The sequence below is a fragment of the Myxococcales bacterium genome (assembly GCA_016717005.1).
Lineage (GTDB): Bacteria > Myxococcota_A > Polyangia > Haliangiales > Haliangiaceae > UBA2376.
In genome coordinates, this window is the sequence record JADJUF010000041.1 from 239,938 (window position 1) to 258,805 (window position 18,868).

Below are 18,868 nucleotides of genomic sequence, written 5' to 3' on the forward strand. Positions count from 1 at the left end.
GCTAGAACACAGTTTCTTCGTCGGTGTAGGCCAACGTCGGATCGACGCCCGCAGCAGGCGCCGATGTGCGATCGGCGATCTTCGGAGGCGCGCCTTCGCACGTCGCCTTCGCGCGTCGCCTTCGCGCGTTGCATCTGCGCGTCGCCTTCGCACGTCGCCTTCGCGCGCCTTCGCACGTCGCCTTCGCGCGTTGCATCTGCGCGTCGCCTTCGCACGTCGCCTTCGCACGTCGCGTCGCGCGTCGCATTCGCACGTCGCGTCGCACGTTGTGCGTCGCCTTCGCACGTCGCCTTCGCACGTCGCCTTCGCGTTGCATCTGCGCGTCGCCTTCGCACGTCGCCTTCGCGCGTTGCATCTGCGCGTCGCCTTCGCACGTCGCGTCGCGCGTCGCATTCGCACGTCGCGTCGCACGTTGTGCGTCGCCTTCGCACGTCGCCTTCGCACGTCACGTCCTTCGCACGTCACGTCGTATTCGCACGTCACGTCGCATTCGCGCGGCGCACTCGCACGTCGCGACCGAGCGGCGCATTCGCACGTCGCGATCGACCTCACCTCACGCGCCGCAGCCGACGGATCGCGCCACCTCGAACTGGCCACCCTTGATCGCGCCGGCGCCGATCGCGCCGCCCTCGTAATACTCCGCGGTCCAGACGAACGCGCGCACGCCGTCGCCGTCGAGATCGTAGCTGGCGCGGATCGCCATGGCCTCGAGGTCGCTGACCCACAGCGAGGTCATCGCGCCGCGCTGGCCGTCGGGCACCAGCACCAGCGCCGACCACGCGTAGCCGGGGCCGTCGCGCTCGCTCAGCGGCACGGTGGCCGCGATCAGCAGATCGGGCGTGGCGGTGCCGGTGAAGTTGCCGGTGACCACCTGGTCGATCACGATCTCGCCGGCGGTGAACGGGCGCGCGTGATCGGTGCTCGCCAGATCGTGCGTGGCCCGGATCGCCAGCGCCGGGCGCATCCACGGGGCCGCGTCGGCCGCGCCGGGCTCGTGTCGGCGCAGGTCGACCAGCGCGTCGCTCGGGAACACCGCGACGCCGGGGCTGGCGTCGTCGGCGCCGGCGATCACCGCGTAGCCGGTCACCTCGGCGGTCTCGCCCGACGCGCCGCACTCCTCGGTGCGCTCGCTGGTCAGGCGGAACCTCGCGGTCGGGGTCACCAGCTCGCCCCCGGCCAGCGCCTTGGCTCGCAGGTTCACGCAGCCGCCGACGTCCGGGGCCCAGCAGTCGGCCTCGAACACCGCGTGGTCGCCCCAGTCGACGTAGATCAGCGCGGCGCCGCGGGCGACGCCGCCGCCCTGGGTGCCGATCGTCGTCGGGGCCGGGGTGCTCGCGCTGCACGCGGCGGTCACGAGCGTCGTTCCGAACAGCGCCAGGGCGAGCTTGGTCATGGTGCCAGGGTAACGCGCCGGGCCCGCCGGTTAGTGCGGGCCCGGTCGGGCCGGCGCCGCGCCCGCTCGTGCTAGCGTCGCCGCCATGAAGCTGCAGACGCTGATCCCGGTCATGACCCTGGCCGTCGCGTGCGGGGGCAAGAGCAAGCCGGCCGTGGTCGCGCAGCCCGCGCCGGTGGTCGTGGCCAAGCCGCCGCCGCCCCCGCCGCCGGTGTGTGTGCCCGCGACCGAGCCGGCCCGGATCGTCACGCCGGCCTCGACCGGCACCGAGGTGCAGTTCTGCACGTCCGACGACGCCGGCGATCCGAGCTGCTTCGAGGTCGGCCTCGCCGACGGGAAGTTCGCCAAGCTCGCCGAGGCGCCGGCCGAGCAGCACGCCGCGCTCGAGGTCGCCAAGGCGACCGTGCAGACCACGCCGACCACGATCGAGGTCTGCGTCGCGGTCGATGGCGGCGACAGCTGCGCCACGCTCAAGCCCAAGGTCGGGCGCGGCGCCAGCGAGCCGATCCGCGCGGTCGCCAACGTCGCCGGCACCACGGTGGTCGCGCTGGTCGGCGACGCCGAGGCCGGCAAGGGCACGCTCGAGGTGTGGGACGTCGGCAAGAAGAAGAAGACCGCCACGATCAAGTACGCCAAGGGCGACTACAAGTGCGGCGACGTCGCGATGCTCGGCGACACGATCTACGTCAGCGCCAGCGTGTGCGCCGGCCCCGACGCGCGCGGCGCCCTGTACACGCTCAAGGGCAAGAAGCTGGCCGATGTCGGCGGTCGCGACTTCGGGACCTACGGGACCAGCGCGGTCCAGATCGAGGGCGACCAGTGGGCGTTCCTCGAGGAGGGCGCCGGGACGGTCGCGATCCAGGACGTCGCCACCGGCGCCGTCGCCAAGACGATCGACTTGCTGGCGTTGTGGGCCGGCGGCGACGCCAGCGACGGCACCCGCGCCAACGGCAACCCCGGCGAGTCGGCGCTCGTGCGCGGCGGCCCCGGCGAGCTGGTGGTGGTCGCGGGCTCCCCCGCCGGCGGCAACATCGCCGTGATCACGACCGACACCGGCGAGCTCAAGGTCTGGAAGGCCCTGCCGTGCGCGGCGACCGAGCCGCCCGAGCCGACCGAGCCGACCGAGGACGCGACCGGCGAGTAGCCGCCAGGCTCAGCGACACCCACCGCCGCAGCCGTTGCCGCCGCCGGTGCCGGGCCCGGTGCCGCGGTTCATCATCTGCATCATCAGGATCGGCATCAGCTGATCGAGCCCGCTCGACGACGGCTGCGCCTGGTTCTTGCCCAGATCGCTGAGCGCCGACTTGATGTCGCTCAGCGCGTCGAACAGGCGGTCGTCGGTGGACGAGCCCGACGTCGAGGAGCGGCGGCCCCCGGTCACGGTCTCGAGGGCGTCGGGGTCGATGGCGGTGAAGTCGTTGGGCATGGGGTCCTCCGTGGGTCTGCCCCCTGACCACAGCAGATCGCGTGCCACCGCCGCCGCGTGTGTGATCAAGGACCTGGCCCCCGGGGACCGCGGTCCCGATCGTCGACCGCGGATCACAGGTCGCCGCCCCAGCCCCGATCGAACGAGTTCCCGTGACCGTAATAATAGACGTGATCTCAGCCCGACCCGCTACGTGGCCTTCGCCCAGGCGGCCGCGGCAGTCGTCAAGGTCGGCCCGATATCGACGCCGTTCGCGACCAGCGCCGCGACCACCTTGGCGAGCGCGCGGTGGGTGGGGCCGATCGACGCCAGCTCGATCCACTGGACCTGCCGTTCGAGCAGCGCTCGGAGGACCGGGCCGAGCTCGCGCAGCCAGGCCTGGTGTCCCGCGGCAGCGGCGGCCAGCGGCAGCGTGAGCACACCGGCCGGCGCCGGGCCGTCGGTCGAAGCGTCGGTCGCGGCGCGGGCGAACTCGGGCCACAGCTCGTCGATCGACGGCTCTGACAACGTCGCCCCGGTGTGCGGGTAAGACTTCGGCCGGGTGACCCCGACCGGTAGCGCTGCCTCGGGCTGCGATCGCCGCCGTTGCCCGGGCCGCATCCGCGCGCGCGGTGGAGGGGCAAGACCGGCGGCGGCCAGCGCGGCGCGCCAGGTCCCGAACCGACCGATCCGCCTCGGCGCCGATCGAGAACGACGCCTGCGCGGTGGAGAGCGCCAGCGGGCGCCACGGCCGCCCGGCGAACCGCACCGAGGTGATCGGCCCGCGCTGCGCCATCCGGCCCGCCGGCCACCCGTCGAGCGTGCGGGTCCGTGCGCTGACCGCGGGCGCCGATCTCGACGCCGGTGCGGCCGCAGTCGAACGCGCCGGCGGTCGGGTCTCCGCCGATGCCGCGGGGGTTGTCTGACCGCTCCCACGAACCGCCGCCACCTTGGTCCTCACCATCGCCGGGACGATCCCACGGGTCGCTGGCGCCGGGTCGCTTGTCAGCCACTAGCCGCTCGATCCACGAAATCGCCTGACAAGACCCCGTGATTTCGATCACGCGGATCCCTCTTGATTTTACCGATCGTGGCGTCGCCCCACAGGAATTCTTGTCAGCCGATTACGTGGGGTATCCCCCGATCAGGCTGACAAGCCTGCGTCACCGAACCGCACGGAATTGCAAAGGTCTTGCGCGCGGCGCGGCGCCTGCGCTAGATCTGGTCGGGATGGGCCTGGATGCCGGGACACACCCTGGTGGCGACAGAGGACTGCGGCGCTCCGGCGGGTCTGGTGGACGCGGTCGGTCCGTAGCCAATCCGATGTCACCGATTTACCCTTCTTTGGCGACTCGCGGCGCGGCGTGTCCCTTCCGCGTGGCTCCCGGCGCAACCGTTCGACGCGCTGGCCGATAGCTCCGGTACCACCCGAGGTTGTCCATGACCCCTGACCGCTCGCCTGCGCCTTCTACCTCTCGCCTCGCCCGCGGCGCGCTCGCGTTCTTCGCGCTCGCCGCTGTGACCTGCTCCGACGACGGCGGGCCGCCGACCGCGGAGCTCGGGCACGTCACCGGCACGGTCTGGCTGTCCGAGCCGGTTCGCGGCGCCCAGGTCGCGGTGCTGCGCTGGGACGCGGGCCAGGTCGGCGCGCTGGTCTGCGAGACCACCACCGACGACAGCGGCGCGTTCGACTGCGCGGTCGAGAAGTCGTTCGGCGACTTCCTGGTGCGCGCCCGCGGCGGCCAGACCCGCGACGCCGGCGTCGAGCTGACCCTCGACGCGGGCGCCGAGCTGCGCGCGCCGGCGCTTGGCTTCGTCCCGGCCGAGAAGCGCGCGGTCACGATCAGCCCGGCGTCCGAGCTGATCACCGCCGTCGGCCTGGCGCGCCTGGCCGCGACGCGTGAGCCCGACCTCACCGCCGCGGTGGCGCGCGCCCACGCCCTGGTCACCGAGCACCTCGAGGCCGATCCGCTGACGCTCGTGCCGGCGCCGCTGGCCTCGGCGACCACGCTGACCGAGCCGGTCAAGCTCGCGGTGTTCCTGCGCGGCCTCGCCAGCCTGACGGCGACCGTCGCCGCCGAGCAGGGCCTGACCGCGGTCGCGCTCAACACCCGCGCGCTGGTCGATCGGCTCGTCGACGACGCCAGCTCGGCCGAGGCCACGCTCGACGGCGTCGGTCGCGCCAGCGGCGCGATGCTCGAGCTCGGCCCGAACTGCGAGCTGCCCGCTGGCTGCACGGCGCAGGGCGGGCCCGGCTGCCTCGCCTTGTGCGTGGTCGAGACCGACACCCTGCGCGCGCGCACCGGCGCCGCGGTGCTGGCGTGGCTGCGTACCCCCGACGGTGTGACGACCGGGCTCGATCGCGCCGACGTCCTGCCCTGGGTCACGCACCTGCAGCAGAACCAGAGCGAGCTGTTCGGCGCCGATCTGCCCGAGGCCCTCGACACCGCCGGCCCGGTCGTCACCTGGGCCGCGCCCGCCGCCGGCCAGGTCTTCACCGGCGGCGCGGTCATGCTCGACGTCACCGCCACCGACGCCCTCGGCGTCGCGTCGCTCACCGTCGTCGCCAACCTCTCGACCCCGGTGCAGGTCGTCGACACCGATCCCAGCCCCGAGCGCTTCGTCGGCAGCTTCCCGATCACCGCGACCACGCCCGAGGGCGATCTGACCTTCACCGCCAGCGCGCGCGACACCGACGACAACCCGGCCACCGCCGATCGCCAGGTCGTGATCGACGCGGTCGCCGCCGGCACGATCTCGGGCACCGCGATCAAGGGCCGTCTGCACGGGGCGACCGTCTCCATCTACACGTTCGCCGACGGGGTCCGTGGCGCGCTGGTCGGTACCGGCCCGACAGAGATCGACGGCAGCTTCAACAGCATCACGGTCGCCGAGGGCACCAGCGGCCCGCTGCTGATCGAGGTCGGCGGCGGCGGCAGCTACGCCGAGGACAGCCAGCCGGCCACGGTCGTCAGCCTCGACGTCACCGACCGCCTGCGCACCGTCGTCCCGGCCTTCACCGACGGCGGCGCGGTCAGCGGCGTCGTGGTCACGCCCGCCACCGAGCTGGCGGTGTCGTACCTCGGCTGGCTGGTCACCAACACGCAGGGCGGCGCCGATCTGCCCGCGCGCTGGACCACCGCCCACCAGGCGATCGAGGCGATGCTCGGCATCGCCAGCATCACCACCGTCGTGCCGTCCGAGCCCGCGCAGGTCGACACGCTCACCGCCGCCGACCGCTACGGCCTGGTGCTGCTCGGCCTGTCGCGCACCGCGTGGACCGCGTCGACCGCCGGCGGCGGCGACGCCGGCGCCTTCGGCCCGACGATCAACGCCCAGAAGGTCACCAACATCTGGAGCCGCGACCTCGCCGACGGCTGCCTCGACGGCAAGGCCGGCGCCACGCCGCTCACCTACGGCGGCGTCGCGCCGCTCACCGACGAGGCGCTGCGCCTGCAGCTCGCCCAGGCCATCGTCGCCTACCTCGGCGACAGCGCCCGCAACGTCACCGCCTTCAGCGGCCCCGCCGAGGTCCTGCCGCTGCTCGACGCGATCGCCACCGGCGGCGGCAACGCCATGCCCGGCTCGTGCGTCGGCGCCGTCAGCGGGCACCTGTTCGATGACAACGGCGACACGTTCGATCGTGAGCCGCCGGTCATCACGCTGACCAGCGGTCTGCCGGCGACCGCGCCGTTCGTGCGTGGCACGCTGATGCTCAGCTGGCTCGCGACCGACAACCTCCTCGGCGGTCCGCCGCCCAGCCTGGTGTTCACCACCGGCGAGACCGACACCGACGGCGACCCGATGGACGCCGACGCCCACGCCACCGTCAACACCGCGACGATCGCCGACGGCCCGCACACGATCTCGCTGCGCGCGGTCGATCGCTCCGGCAACCCAGCCACCCGCGACGACGTGCTCACGATCGACAACACCGCGCCGGTGATCGCGATCACCGGGCCCGCGACCGCCGGCGGCTTCTACCGCCCGCCGGTGACCGCGTCCTGGACCCTCACCGAGCTCAACCTCGCCGCGGCCACCGCCACCGTCGACGCGGCGGCCATCGCCAACGGCGGCGCGGTCACCGCCGACGGGCCCCACACGCTGTCGATCACCGCGACCGACCGCGCCGGCGCGGTCACGACCGCGACGCGCTCGTTCACGATCGACAGCGTCGCGCCGACGATCACGGTCACCGCCCCCGCCGACGGCAGCTTCGTCCGCGGCCCGGTCACGATCACCTTCGCCACGACCGACGCCAACCCCGGCGCCACCGCGACCGCGACCCTCGACGGCAACCCGATCGCCAGCGGCGCGGTCGTGTCCACCGAGGGCCCGCACACGCTCGTCGTCAACGCCACCGACGCCGCCGGCAACACCGCCGCCACGGTCACCCGCAGCTTCACGATCGACAACACGCCGCCGGTCCTCACCGTCACCGCCATCAGCGGCTTCGTGCGCGGCCCCGTCACGCTCACGTTCTCCGCGACCGACAACTACCCGCCCACGACCGTCACCGCCACGCTCGACGGCACCCCGTTCCTCAGCGGCAACCAGGTCAACACCGAGGGCGCGCACACGCTGGTCGTCAACGCCGTCGACCGCGCCGGCAACGCCGCCCCGACCGTGACGCGGACCTTTACCGTCGACAACACCCCGCCGACCATCACCCTGACCGCGCCGGCCCAGGGCAGCTACGTCCAGGGCCCGGTCACGATCACCTTCGCGGCCAGCGACGCCAACCCCGGCGCGACCGCGACCGCGACCCTCGACGGCAACCCGATCGCCAGCGGCGCGGTCGTCGCGACCGAGGGCCCGCACACCCTCGTCGTCAACGCCACCGACGCCGCCGGCAACGCCGCCGCCACGGTCACCCGCACCTTCACGATCGACAACACGCCGCCGGTCCTCACCGTCACCGCCATCAGCGGCTTCGTACGCGGCCCGGTCACGCTCACGTTCTCCGCGACCGACAACTTCCCGCCCGCGACCATCACGGCCACGCTCGACGGCGACCCGTTCCTCAGCGGCAACCAGGTCACCACCGAGGTCGCGCACACGCTGGTCGTCAATGCCGTCGACCGCGCCGGCAACGCCGCCCCGACCGTGACGCGGACCTTTACCGTCGACAACACCCCGCCGACCATCACTCTGACCGCGCCGGCCCAGGGCAGCTACGTCCAGGGCCCGGTCACGATCACCTTCGCGGCCAGCGACGCCAACCCCGGCGCGACCGCGACCGCGACCCTCAACGGCAACCCGATCACCTCCCCGCACACGTTCAGCGGCGACAACGCCTACGCGCTGGTCGTCAACGCGACCGACGCCGCCGGCAACATGGCGACCGCGGTCACGCGGCTGTTCACGGTCGACAACACGGCGCCGACGATCACGGTGACCGGCGTCGTCGATGGCGGCGCCTACCAGGCCGGGGTGCAAGCCTTCTACAGCGGCAGCGACACCAACCTGCTGTCGACCACGGCCTCGCTCGATGGCGTGCCTGGGTTCAACTCCGGCAACAGCGTCTTCGTCCCGGCCGGCCACACCCTGCTGGTGACCGCGACCGACCGCGCCGGCAACAGCACCACCGCCAGCCGCCGGTTCCTGGTCGACTCGACCAGCCCGGTGCTGACCGTCCGGAGCCAGACCCCGGGCGGCGCCTACGTCAAGACGCCGTTCACGATCGTCGTCGACGGCACCGACAACCTCCAGGTGTCCGGCCTCACCGGCCTCGCCGGTTCGCTCGAGGCCCCGGCCGTGATCAATGTCTCGGCGCTGAGCAACGGCAGCCCGCTGGCGCCCGGCGGCACCGAGGGCTGGAACTCGGGCGACGGCAGCCGCACCCGCACCGCGACGTTCGCGACCGCCGCCGACGGCCCGCTCGTCACGACGTTCAGCCTCACCGACCGCTCGGGGAACGCGCGGACGCTGCCGAGCATCAACGTGACCGTCGACAACACGGCGCCGACCGCGCTGGTGGTAGCGTCGCCGGGGAGCTTCGTGGTGACCAACGGCACCTTCTGGACCACCGCCGCGCTCCCGACGCTCACCGGAACGGTGACCGAGGCCAACCCCGGCGCGATCGTGACGTTGCTCAACGGCGCGGCCGTCGTCGGCAGCGGCACCGTCACCGGCTCGTCCTGGACCGCCACGTTCACGACCGCCGTTCCGGTCTCGACCGGCTTCGACGTCACCGTGCGGGTCACCGACGCCGCCGGCAACGTCACGCAGACCGCGACCCCGCAGCGGGTCGCGCGGGACGTCACGGGGCCGCGCATCACGTCGGTGGCCAACGATTTCATCAACGAGGCCAACGACACGATCGCGTTCGTGGGCCCGGGCAACCTGGCGAAGCACACCCACGTCGGGACGCCGGTGTCGCTCGGTGGCAACGGCAGCGCCACGCCGCCGGCGACCTGCCCGAGCATCTCCAAGTACGCCTACCTCACCGCGATGGTGCCCGAGGCCGTCGACCTCACGCCCAACCCCCTGGCGTTCAAGTGGCAAGTCACGGACGAGAGCGCCCCTGGGATCCTGGGCGGCGCGGGCACCAACGTGAACTTCCAGTGGCGGGTCACGCACGTGCCGTCGGGAGTCGCGACGATCCTGTATCCGTTCACCGGCACGCACGTCATCGGCGACACCTACGACGCGACCACCGACCTCCGCCGCGACAGCACGCAGCCGGTCCCGGCGCTCGGCGCGGTCGTCGACGGCGTCAGCCAGGTCCGCGAGGGCCGCTTCGACGTCGAGCTCCGAGCCGTCGACGCCCTCGGCAACTCCTCGGTCCTCTACACGTGCATGAACTACCAGCCGATCGGCGTGCCCGTGAGGCCCGGCATGCCCGTGGTCGCCAGCGGCACCGGCGTCGACGCGCTGACGGGCTATCAGCTCACCAGCAACAGCGCGATCTCGCAGCTCCTGAACGGCGGCCACCCCGGCGCGGGGCTGATGACCGTGCCGGTCATCAACCCCACCGGCGATCCGGTCGTCCTGACGTTCGCACCGTCCAGCAGCGGCCGGACGTACTCGGAGAGCTGGTCGTTCCTGCGCGCGCCGAGCGTCGCGGCGACCTCGGCCAGCATCAACTGCGGGACCACCAACACGCCATCCAGCACCGGCGTGTGCTCGCAGCAGCTCACCGGCAGCCCCGCGACCCCGACCGAGGTCCACGCCGGCGCGCCCATGACCTACACGCCTCAGCTCGCGGTCCGGGTCTGGGGCCCCTCGGGGCTGCTCCCGGCGGTCGAGTCGGTCGCGCCTGGCTGTGACCCGGCGATGGGCGGTGAGTGCACGCGCTTCCGGGTCGAGCTGCCTGGCAACGCCGCCAACACAACCTACAACGTCGTCGTCGGAATCCGTGAGCTGCGCGACGCCCGGTACGCGTCGACGACGTCGGGCTACGCCGAGGCCACGACCAGCTACTGGTTCAATGGCGCGGGTCCGATCGCGCCGGTGATGCGCTCGATATCGTATACGGGCCTGCCGACCCTGGTCCCGTTCACCGCGACCGGCGACGGCATCGACCGGACCTGCATGACCTTCTCGTACACGCCCATCGCCGGCGACCCCGGGAATGAAACCATCACCTGCACCCAGACGCGCCGGTTCCAGGCGGTCAGGTATCTGGCGAGCGCGGGGTGCGACTTGACTTCGTGTCCTTGAACGCCGCGTCACTGGCCAGCACCGCCACTTCGTTTGAAGGCCCCGCCGTAACAAACGCAACCCTCACCCCCTCCACTTGGAACTCATCGGAGACACCCCCATGATGAAGACGCTCGTTGCTCTGCTCGCTGGCGCCGCATTCGCTGGCGTTTTGATCGTGGCTTGCAGCGATGATTCGCCTACTGAGGCAGATGCGGCGGTTTGTGATTGTCCCTCGGCAGAGCCCCCGATCTCCGGTCGCATCGCGAGGATCCGGAGTGCCGACGGCAACCTGCCAGCCAATGGCATCGGCGGCGGAATCGCGACCTGCCCCGCCGGGGCAACGCTGCTCTCGGGTTGGTGCGACTTCGAGAACATGCCGGGGACGCCGCCGCAGCTGGCGCTCGTCAAGGCTGGGGCGTCTACTGCCGAACCCAATGCTTGGACCTGTGTTTGGCAGAACTACAACGCCGGCGCGGCCACCGTCCACGCCGAAGCAGTCTGCCTCATGCCCGCGCAGTGAGCCCACCGCGACATCCGCCGAAGGTACCGCCTCCCGTCCGGGGATCCGGCGGCCGCGGGCAGGTCGCGACATCGCCCCCGGCTCCGAGAGCAAGGAACCTGGACGCGAGCGGGATCGAGGCGACGGTGTGGCGCGAGTCACCGCTCGCGGTGCCGTGGCGGGCGTCTGGTGCTCGACGACGATTTCAGCCCGGAATGCGCAACCGGCCTGCGGCCCGGTCGATAGCCTGTTCATGACGCCGCGTTGCCGCGCCGCTCGCTCCCTCATCCGGAGGCCACCGTGACTGTCGGCTACGACGGCGCTCGGCGGGCCGCGCCGGCCGACGATCGCGAGCCGGGCGGCCGCACCCGTACCGCGGAGATCGCCGGGGCGGCCCCGGTTGACGGCAAGGAACTCGCGACGGTCACGCTGGAACGCGCGGAGCGATCGGTGAACGCGCTCGAGGAGCTGGCCGACGGCCTCGCCGCGGCGATCGAGGCGCGGGACTTCTACGGCACGCGCTGGCAGGCGCAGTCAGTCACGATGCTGCGCGCGGGCCTCGGATCGACCGTGCACGAGGCTCGTCGCACCGCCGCGGCGGTGGAGGCGGTGGAGGCGGTGGAGGCGGTGGAGGCGGTGGAGGCGCTGGAGGCACTCGAGCAGCGCGCGTCTGCAGTGGCGGATCGCGTTGCGCCGTTGCTTGCGCGCGCGCCGGCGCCGGGCATCGGCCTCGGCGACCTCCTCGGCACCGGCGCGGAGGACGCCGAGAAGGCCGCGTGGCTCGCGCAGCTGGATCCGGGCGCTGACGGCGCCGGCGGAGCATCGGCGCCGGAGGGCCGCCCCGATCCCGTGCGCGCGGTCGCCGCCGACCTCGGCGCGCAGCTCGGCGTCGCGCCGACGCTCGACACCGGCCCTGCCGGCCGCGCCGCGACCGAGGCTCACGGCGCGCGCGGCGTCGCGCACGGCGACCGCGTGGCGATCCACCCCGATGTCGACGCGACCACGTCAGCCGGCAAGCAGGTCGTGCTCCACGAGTACCTCCACCAGGCGCAGGCGCAGCTGCCCGCCGAGCAAGACGCCGGCCGCGAGGCCGCGGAGCTGGAGGCTGACGAGCTGGCGAGCGCCGCGGCGAGCGGCGGCGGGCTGTCGCGCCCCACCCGGCACATCGATCTGTCGCGGCCCGCCGGCGACGACGACGCCGAGCGTGCCCGGGACCAGGGCCCCCACAGCGAAGCCGCCGAGGCGCGGGTCGACGCGGCGCTGGCCGCGGCTGCGCGCGACGGCCAGACGGTCACGTCGCGGGTGTACCTGCGCGGTCACCTCACCGAGCGCGTGCTCCCCGCGATCGCCCGCTTCCTCGCCGACAAGCGCTACCCGCTGCCCGAGCGCCTTCGCTACGTCGACTCCGACCGCGGCGTCGGCGCCGAGGCCGTGCGACTCATCACCGAGGTCCACGGCGGCGATCCGTTCTATGCGCTGCCGCAGATCCTCGCGCGGGTCGGGGTCGACGTGTGGTCCGTCGTCGATGCCCACCGCAAGGCCCCCACCCCGCGCACCTACGGCGACGTCATGGCCGGCGCCGCCCCGCCGGAGAGCACCGACCTGTCCGCGGGCCAGCGCGGCGGGGCTGGCTGGGTCGACGGCATCGGCACCGGCATCGCCGCGGGGTTCCACCGCGCCGTCAGCGAGTCGGTCACCCGCCTTGGCGAGCGCTACGTCGCCGCCCATGACAGCAATGGCCGCGACGCCGCCGAGAGCCACGGGCTTCGCCCCAGCCTCGCGGTCGCGTACCCCCACCTGAGCCCGGTGGTCGCCATCGATCGGCTCGTGGCGCGGGTGATGGTCGACGATCTCGTGCGCGTCGATCCCGCGCTGGCGGCGAAGCCAGCGCTCGCCAAGGACAAGGCCGCGGAGCCGACGGCCGCGGAGCCGACCGTTTCCGGCGCCGCCCAGCGGGTGGCCGAGAACGCCGACCAGGTGATCCGGGCGCTGGCGCTCCCGCAGCGTGGCCCGGCGGGGCTCCAGGTCCCACCGAAGGAGATCCACGCGCTGCGCAACTCGCTCGATGAGCTCGCCGACACGCTGCACGATCACGCACGGCAAGATCGTGCCGAGGTGAGGGAGCTGGACGCGGCCCGCGCCAAGGTCGAGGCAGCGCAACACCGGCTCGTGGACCGCTACGGCGGTGGTAACGCCGAGTTGAGATCGCTGGCACAGTCGGTCGGGCGCGTCTGGGACGCGGCCCGCGCCAACCAGGCGACCGATGCGCCCGACACGCAGGACGAGCGGACCAGCCTGGCGGCGGTCGCGCGCGAGAACCTGGCGATGCTGGAAGCGGCTCGGTCGATGATCGAGCATGGTCAGGGGCAGGTGCCCGGCGTGTACATCTTCGCCAAGCCGATCATGCCGGCGATCGAGACGACCCGGCACTGGCTGACCGAGCTCGATGGTGGCGAGGACGCGGCGGCCGCGACGCGGCTGGCCAGCGCGATCCGGCTCCAGGAGCAGCTCGCCGCCACGGTCAGCGCGGAGCTCGCCGCCGTCTTCAACGAACCGCCCACCGTGACCTGGGCCGCGACCGTCAACGCGTACGCCGAGGTCCTCGGGCAGTCGTGTCTTCCGCCCGGCCACAGCGCGGCGGCGCTCGAGCGGGCGCGCCGGATGCGGCGTCGCCTCAAGCTCGACGTGGCCGCCGCCTACATCGAGGGTGGCAACGACGCGGCCGGCCAGGTCGGCGACCTCGACGCCAAGGAAGGCCGCGCGGCCGTCGGGGAGCAGCGCGCGCTGATCGCGCGGCGCGAGCGGTACGAGGAGCAGATCGCCGCCGGCGGCGTGGTCTCCGCGGCCGCCCTCGACGATCTGGCGCTCGACGCTCGGGAGCAGGCGTTCGATCACCGACTCGAGGTGCTCGACCAGATGGCGAAGAAGGTGCGCGGCGCCGCGGCCGACTTGCAGGCGCTCCACCCGACGCGCGGTGTGCCACTGTGGTTGCTGCAGAAGCACATCCTGGCGGGCGTGGTGCCCAAGTGCGACGCGCTGGTCGCGGCGCTCGCGGAGGTCGAGCGCTCCACCCGCGCGGCGCGCGCCAAGGCGGGCAACGCCGCCAGTCCGGACAAGGGCCACGCGCTCCGGACGGCGGCGGCCGACGCCGCCGAGGCGCAGCTCAAGGCCGCGCTGCGCGACGGCCACTACCAGGCCACGCTCGACGAGGCGCGGAGCAAGCTCGAGGACGCGCAGATCATCGACACGATCGCGATGCTGGCGGAGCTGATCGCGATGACGATGGTCGGGAACATGGCCGCTGCCGCGACGAGCGGTATGGCGCGCGGCATCGTCGTGGCGCGCGCCGGCGCCAACGCGGAGCGCGCGGCCGCCGCGATGGAGGCCGCGGGCACCGCCCGCCAGCTCGCCCTCGCCGAGCAGGCCGGCACCCTGCTGCGCGCCGAGACGCTGGCGGCCCGCATCGGCGGGGCCGCCGGGCTGGCCGCGGAGGGCGTCGTGAACGCGCTCGGGCAGAAGTACCTCCAGGGCGACGACTCGTCGCTGGCGTCGCTGGTCGTCGTGAACATCGGGACCAGCGCGGCGCTCGAGCGCCTGGTCGGCGCGCTCGCCACGGTTCGCCACGCCGAGCAGGCCGGGGCCGACGCGGTCGCTGAGGTGCGCCAGCTCCGACTCGCCGCGCGCAAGGGCGCGGCGATGGCCAAGGCCGCCGCGACGCTCGGCGCCGAGATGGTCATGGCGGCGGCGGTCGATCACGCGCTCAGCAGGATGGTCGGTCGCGCCAGCAATCCCCCGTCCGACCAGACCGTCGCCGAGTGGCTCATGCAGGGCGCGATGATCGCGGTCGGCAAGCACATGACCCGCAACGTGGCGGCCATCGCGCACTCGCTCGAAGCGCTCGACCTCGCTGCCACCGGCGCCGGCGCCAAGCTCCACCAGCGCGCCACGAGCCTGGCGCGCCAGTCGCGCGAGCTCGCCGCCGGCAAGGGCGCCGGCCACAGCGCCGACGTGCTCGAGCACTACGTCCAGCTCCTCAGCGACCAGACGCGGCTCTTGAACCACGAGATGGTCGAGGCCGTCGACCACAGCGACGAAAAGCGCCGCGCTCAGATCGTCAAGGCCCTCCGCGAGGCCAACCGCGCCAGCGGGCAGATCCGCGACTTCGCCCAGGACTCGATCCACCGCGCGACGGGCGACGGCACGCCGGACCGGCCCGCCGCGGCGAAGCCGGATCGGGGGCCCGCCTACGCCGCCGCTGCGGCGACGGCCCGCACCCACGCCACCCGCGGCGGGGACGCCGACGAGCAAGCGCCGCTGCCGCGAACGAGCCCGAATCGCGACCCCCGGGCGCCCGAGGGGCTGGCCGAGAACGCCGCTGCCATCGCGCGGGGAGAGCCGGGCTACAACGAGGTGGTCGGCTACGTTGCCAGCCACGACACCGGCCTCAAGCTGATGCAGCGCCTGATGCGCGGCGACCCGAGCGCGTTGGCCGAGGTCGGCTTCCACCGCGAGGGCAAGTTCGACCCGGCCAGCCGCGAGTGGGGCCTGGGCAAGGTAGGCAACAAATACGTCCTCATCGCCGGCGAGCACTCGACCGTCGACTGGAGCGTCGTCGAGGGCGTCGAGCCGATCGGGCACTCGCACCCCCGGGATCGATTTCGCGTCAACGCTCAGGGCAACCGGGTCCTCGACGTGAAGACAATGATCGCCAAGCCAGACAAGGCGAGGAGCCTGGATGCCGCGTTGTTCTTCTCGTCGCCAGCGGACATTGCCTTCCTCGCTACGAAGCGGGTGCAACGTCACGACATTGCGCTCCCTTACGAGCACGCCGGTGGTTCGTCGGTCGTTCTCGCGTCCGACCGGCCCTCGGGACGTCCTCCGGTAACCTTGGTCCTCGAGAACGCGACCTTTATCGGAACGCAGATCAGCGATGGCGCGATGCGCTACCGTGCGAATGCGCGACTCGAAGCGAACGGCGAAGCGTTCTGGCACGGAACCATCGATGGGGTGATTCCCCACGGCCAAGACGGGCACCTCGAGTTCGATGCGCCCAATGTGCCTGTTCTGCGCGGGGGCCAACCTGTCGCGGAAGCGGCCAAGACGGAGGCGGCTACGCCACCTGATGGCGACACTGAGGCACACTCGCGGTCCCCTGAGCCAGCCGCCGGCCTTGCGTCAACACTCCAGGAAACGGATTCGTCTCCAACTCTGCCGAAGCCTCTCGACGTCCACGACGCAACGGACGGTTCCCCCGAACAGCCCGCCACGAGGGTATCGCCGGAAACGGACGCAAAGCCTGACAACGAGACCAGTGCGTCCGGGGTGGGGCCACCGCTTGCCCTGCCATCGGACGTTGCCGAGCAACGGCGGGGCCTCGAGAGCGAGGCAGCACGCGCGGAGTTTGATCTCCTCGTGGAACGCCACGGCATCGAACGTGCCCGCAAGGCGCTTGCGGGCATGGCGCGAAGTAGGGACGGGGTCGAGGGCGCGCTGCTCGCGTCGGTTGCAGCGCGTGCGGCGGCGTCGCGTACCGGCGCCCCGTTTGGTGAGGCGACGCAGCGCCTGCTGGCGCTTCGCACACAGGCTGATGCGTTGCGCGAGGAACTTTCTGGCGGCGTTACCGACCCGGCGCTCCGCGGAAGCAACGACTGGCGGCGGCGATTGCGCGGAGAAGAGGAACAGCTTCGTCGGCTGGAAGAAGGGCGCCTCGAAGCAACCGACGCACGGATCGTTGGGCTCCAGAATAACCTCGGCGGGATTCGCGCTGAGGTGGAAGACGCGGCCGCCCAAGAGGCGAGCGCCGTCAATGTGAAGATCCGATTCTCGGGTGGCGAGGTCGACGTCGACAATATCAACAAGGCGAAGGATACTTGGTCAGAAGTGAAGAACAAGGTGCCGTTCTCGACTAGCGACCCAGCTTGGCTTGATGAGGTGCGCCCGCAGGCAGAGCGACTTCTGGCAGCCGCCGCTGAGCACGGTATCGCCCAGGTGCGATATTCGTTTGCCAAGGGCGTGAGCACCGACGTGGCGGTAGCGCTCGAGGGAATGGGGATACGCGTCGACGGGCGTCGCGTTAGGCTTCCGGAGGTGAGACGATGACCATGTCGATGGCTGCCGTGTGCGTACTCAACGGCGCGCACACTGATGCTGACCTTGCCGCTGCTTTGTCTGGACGCTTCCAGGCCGTCCAAGGCGTTGCCGCGTGGGATGTTCCCAGCGTTGCGGGTGGTCGGCTCCTCTTGAAGCCCAGCCCCGTGGGACTGGACGTCTTGGTGCTCCGATTCTCCGGCACCACGTACTATTCAGATGCCGACAGCATCGAGGCGGCGCTCGCCGATTTGCTTTCTGGCGGCGAGCGCCTTGGCCTGCTCTTCGCATACGTCACGCGCTACGAGCATGAATTCGATGAGCGGTGGGTCGAAGAAAACGTCCTGCTGCCCCTCTTGATGGATCAGCCGGAGCGCATACCGCTGGAGAGTTTCGAGCGTGTGTTGATATCGCCGCGACCGATTGCGTGAACTCCTTATAACGGACTTCCTCGCCAATTAATCCGATGACAGGAAACGCGCCAAAGTCCTTTGTTCGCTTCTTCACCAGCGCTGCGCTGCGCAAGCGCGAGGAGGTGCCCGGGGAAGCGGTCGACTGGCTGCCGCGGTCGATCACCGTCGAGTACGACGGAGATCTGCCGGTGACGGGTGTGTGGCGTTCGCGGCGTGGCGCTCGGCGCGTGTGCTGGTACGCGGAGCAGGTCACGCCCGCGCTACTTGCCGGGCACGAGGAGCGTTACGGCGACGAGCCATTCTGGGTGATCGATCGCAGCGCGCTGGGTGACCGGCGCGTGACGACGCACGAGTGTGATGGCGAGGGCCGCGTGCGGGCGGTGCGAACGTGGGGCTTCGACAAGGCACAGATGCCGTTCACGGAGGAGGAGCGTGACGGGCGTGGTCGACTCGTGGTGTCGCGGACGTACGAGTGCGTCGACCTCGGTGTCGCGGTGGGCAAGCGCGAGCAGCGCGCCGGCGCGGAGCCGGTGGACCTGCCCCGCCCCCACCGGTTCCCGGCCCCGGAGCTGGCCGGCGAGCCGTTCCCCTGCGGCGGCACCATCGGCGCCGACGGGCCGCGCATCATCGAGACGCTGGTGCAGAACCAGTGGCAGGGCCGGTTCATCACGATCGATCGCGAGAGTGGTAGCTGGCGGCGCGGCCTGGCGACGACGGCCACCAGCAAGGGCTGGAAGCCGGAGGTCCACCCGGTCCTCGACTTCACGGATCCCCAGATCGCACCACGGATCCGCGAGGGCGAACTCCTCGACTACCGCTACAACGGGTACGCCGCGCTCGGCGTGGTCGAGGCGATACCGGAGGGGCGCGACCTCGACGCCGTTGTGCAAGCGGGGAGGCTGGCACCGCGCGCCGCGTTGGCGCTGGCCCTCGAGGTCGCGGCGGTCGCGCAGCGGGCCCACGCCCGCGGGCACCAGCTCGGCGGCATCCGCCCCGAGCTGATCTACGTGCGTGAGGCCGCCGGCGGCGCGGAACTCACCCAGATCGCGCACCGCGGCCCGGCGGTCCTATCGCAGTACTACGGCGGCGAGGCGATCTTGTTTCCGCCCCGCCCGTTCATCGCCGAGTTCGCGACCTCTGACGACGCCACCGGCCTGGCGATGACGCTCTGGTACATGATCACCGGCGGCCATCCCTGGATCGCACCGCAGAACCTGCGCTGGGACGAGTCCTGGCGCGAGTTCCGCCAGGCCGTCCGCACGCGCCAGCCGTGGACCGGGCCCGCCAGCCTCGGCAACATTCTCGAGGCCGCGTTGTTCGGCGGCGCGCCGCTGCCGTTCGACGTCCTGGTCGCAACGCTGCGCGCGGTGACGGTGTGAAGGGGCAGACCAACTCTCAGCGATTTCACTACTACTTCGCCAAAC

Annotated in this window: 11 protein-coding genes; 7 read left to right on the forward strand and 4 right to left on the reverse strand. The window is 72.1% G+C overall.

Annotation, left to right across the window (positions count from 1 at the left end):
- Window position 1 precedes the first annotated feature (1 nt).
- Entirely contained in the window at window positions 2-355 is a 354-nt protein-coding gene (locus tag IPL61_37930; protein MBK9036972.1) for a hypothetical protein, read from the reverse strand.
- 198 nt (window positions 356-553) lie between these two features.
- Window positions 554-1,393, reverse strand: coding sequence for a hypothetical protein (locus IPL61_37935; GenBank protein ID MBK9036973.1), 840 nt, complete (start codon window positions 1,391-1,393; stop codon window positions 554-556).
- Between the two features lie 85 nt (window positions 1,394-1,478).
- Between IPL61_37935 and IPL61_37940 the strand changes: the two genes are divergently transcribed.
- The gene (locus IPL61_37940) at window positions 1,479-2,537 is read left to right on the forward strand and encodes a hypothetical protein (GenBank protein MBK9036974.1); all 1,059 of its coding nucleotides are present in this window, start codon (window positions 1,479-1,481) and stop codon (window positions 2,535-2,537) included.
- Window positions 2,538-2,546: 9 nt separating this feature from the next.
- Here IPL61_37940 and IPL61_37945 read toward each other — a convergent pair whose 3' ends face one another.
- Window positions 2,547-2,819, reverse strand: a complete 273-nt coding sequence (locus tag IPL61_37945; protein ID MBK9036975.1) for a hypothetical protein — start codon at window positions 2,817-2,819, stop codon at window positions 2,547-2,549.
- Between the two features lie 189 nt (window positions 2,820-3,008).
- Window positions 3,009-3,326: a hypothetical protein gene (locus IPL61_37950; GenBank protein ID MBK9036976.1), complete on the reverse strand. Its 318-nt coding sequence runs from the start codon at window positions 3,324-3,326 to the stop codon at window positions 3,009-3,011.
- A gap of 197 nt (window positions 3,327-3,523) precedes the next feature.
- Between IPL61_37950 and IPL61_37955 the strand changes: the two genes are divergently transcribed.
- The 6 genes from IPL61_37955 to IPL61_37980 all read left to right on the forward strand — a co-directional run bounded on the left by IPL61_37955 (window position 3,524) and on the right by IPL61_37980 (window position 18,823).
- Window positions 3,524-3,724 (forward strand): hypothetical protein, encoded by a 201-nt coding sequence (locus IPL61_37955; protein ID MBK9036977.1) that lies wholly within the window; start codon window positions 3,524-3,526, stop codon window positions 3,722-3,724.
- Between the two features lie 514 nt (window positions 3,725-4,238).
- Window positions 4,239-10,463, forward strand: coding sequence for an Ig-like domain repeat protein (locus tag IPL61_37960; protein MBK9036978.1), 6,225 nt, complete (start codon window positions 4,239-4,241; stop codon window positions 10,461-10,463).
- Between the two features lie 100 nt (window positions 10,464-10,563).
- Complete coding sequence (locus tag IPL61_37965; GenBank protein MBK9036979.1) at window positions 10,564-10,965, forward strand: hypothetical protein; 402 nt, start codon at window positions 10,564-10,566, stop codon at window positions 10,963-10,965.
- A 279-nt stretch (window positions 10,966-11,244) separates the two neighbouring features.
- Window positions 11,245-17,043: a hypothetical protein gene (locus tag IPL61_37970; protein MBK9036980.1), complete on the forward strand. Its 5,799-nt coding sequence runs from the start codon at window positions 11,245-11,247 to the stop codon at window positions 17,041-17,043.
- The gene (locus IPL61_37975) at window positions 17,040-17,462 is read left to right on the forward strand and encodes a hypothetical protein (protein ID MBK9036981.1); all 423 of its coding nucleotides are present in this window, start codon (window positions 17,040-17,042) and stop codon (window positions 17,460-17,462) included. Before IPL61_37970 ends, IPL61_37975 begins: the two co-directional genes overlap by 4 nt.
- A gap of 35 nt (window positions 17,463-17,497) precedes the next feature.
- Window positions 17,498-18,823: a hypothetical protein gene (locus IPL61_37980; GenBank protein MBK9036982.1), complete on the forward strand. Its 1,326-nt coding sequence runs from the start codon at window positions 17,498-17,500 to the stop codon at window positions 18,821-18,823.
- Window positions 18,824-18,868: the final 45 nt, after the last annotated feature.

Bases quoted from the DNA above. Each gene is read 5' to 3' on its own strand.
- IPL61_37940 (MBK9036974.1), top strand. From the start codon at position 1,479: ATGAAGCTGCAGACGCTGATCCCGGTCATGACCCTGGCCGTCGCGTGC.
- IPL61_37930 (MBK9036972.1), bottom strand. From the start codon at position 355: ATGCAACGCGCGAAGGCGACGTGCGAAGGCGACGCGCAGATGCAACGC.
- IPL61_37960 (MBK9036978.1), top strand. From the start codon at position 4,239: ATGACCCCTGACCGCTCGCCTGCGCCTTCTACCTCTCGCCTCGCCCGC.
- IPL61_37935 (MBK9036973.1), bottom strand. From the start codon at position 1,393: ATGACCAAGCTCGCCCTGGCGCTGTTCGGAACGACGCTCGTGACCGCC.
- IPL61_37965 (MBK9036979.1), top strand. From the start codon at position 10,564: ATGATGAAGACGCTCGTTGCTCTGCTCGCTGGCGCCGCATTCGCTGGC.
- IPL61_37980 (MBK9036982.1), top strand. From the start codon at position 17,498: ATGACAGGAAACGCGCCAAAGTCCTTTGTTCGCTTCTTCACCAGCGCT.
- IPL61_37945 (MBK9036975.1), bottom strand. From the start codon at position 2,819: ATGCCCAACGACTTCACCGCCATCGACCCCGACGCCCTCGAGACCGTG.
- IPL61_37975 (MBK9036981.1), top strand. From the start codon at position 17,040: ATGACCATGTCGATGGCTGCCGTGTGCGTACTCAACGGCGCGCACACT.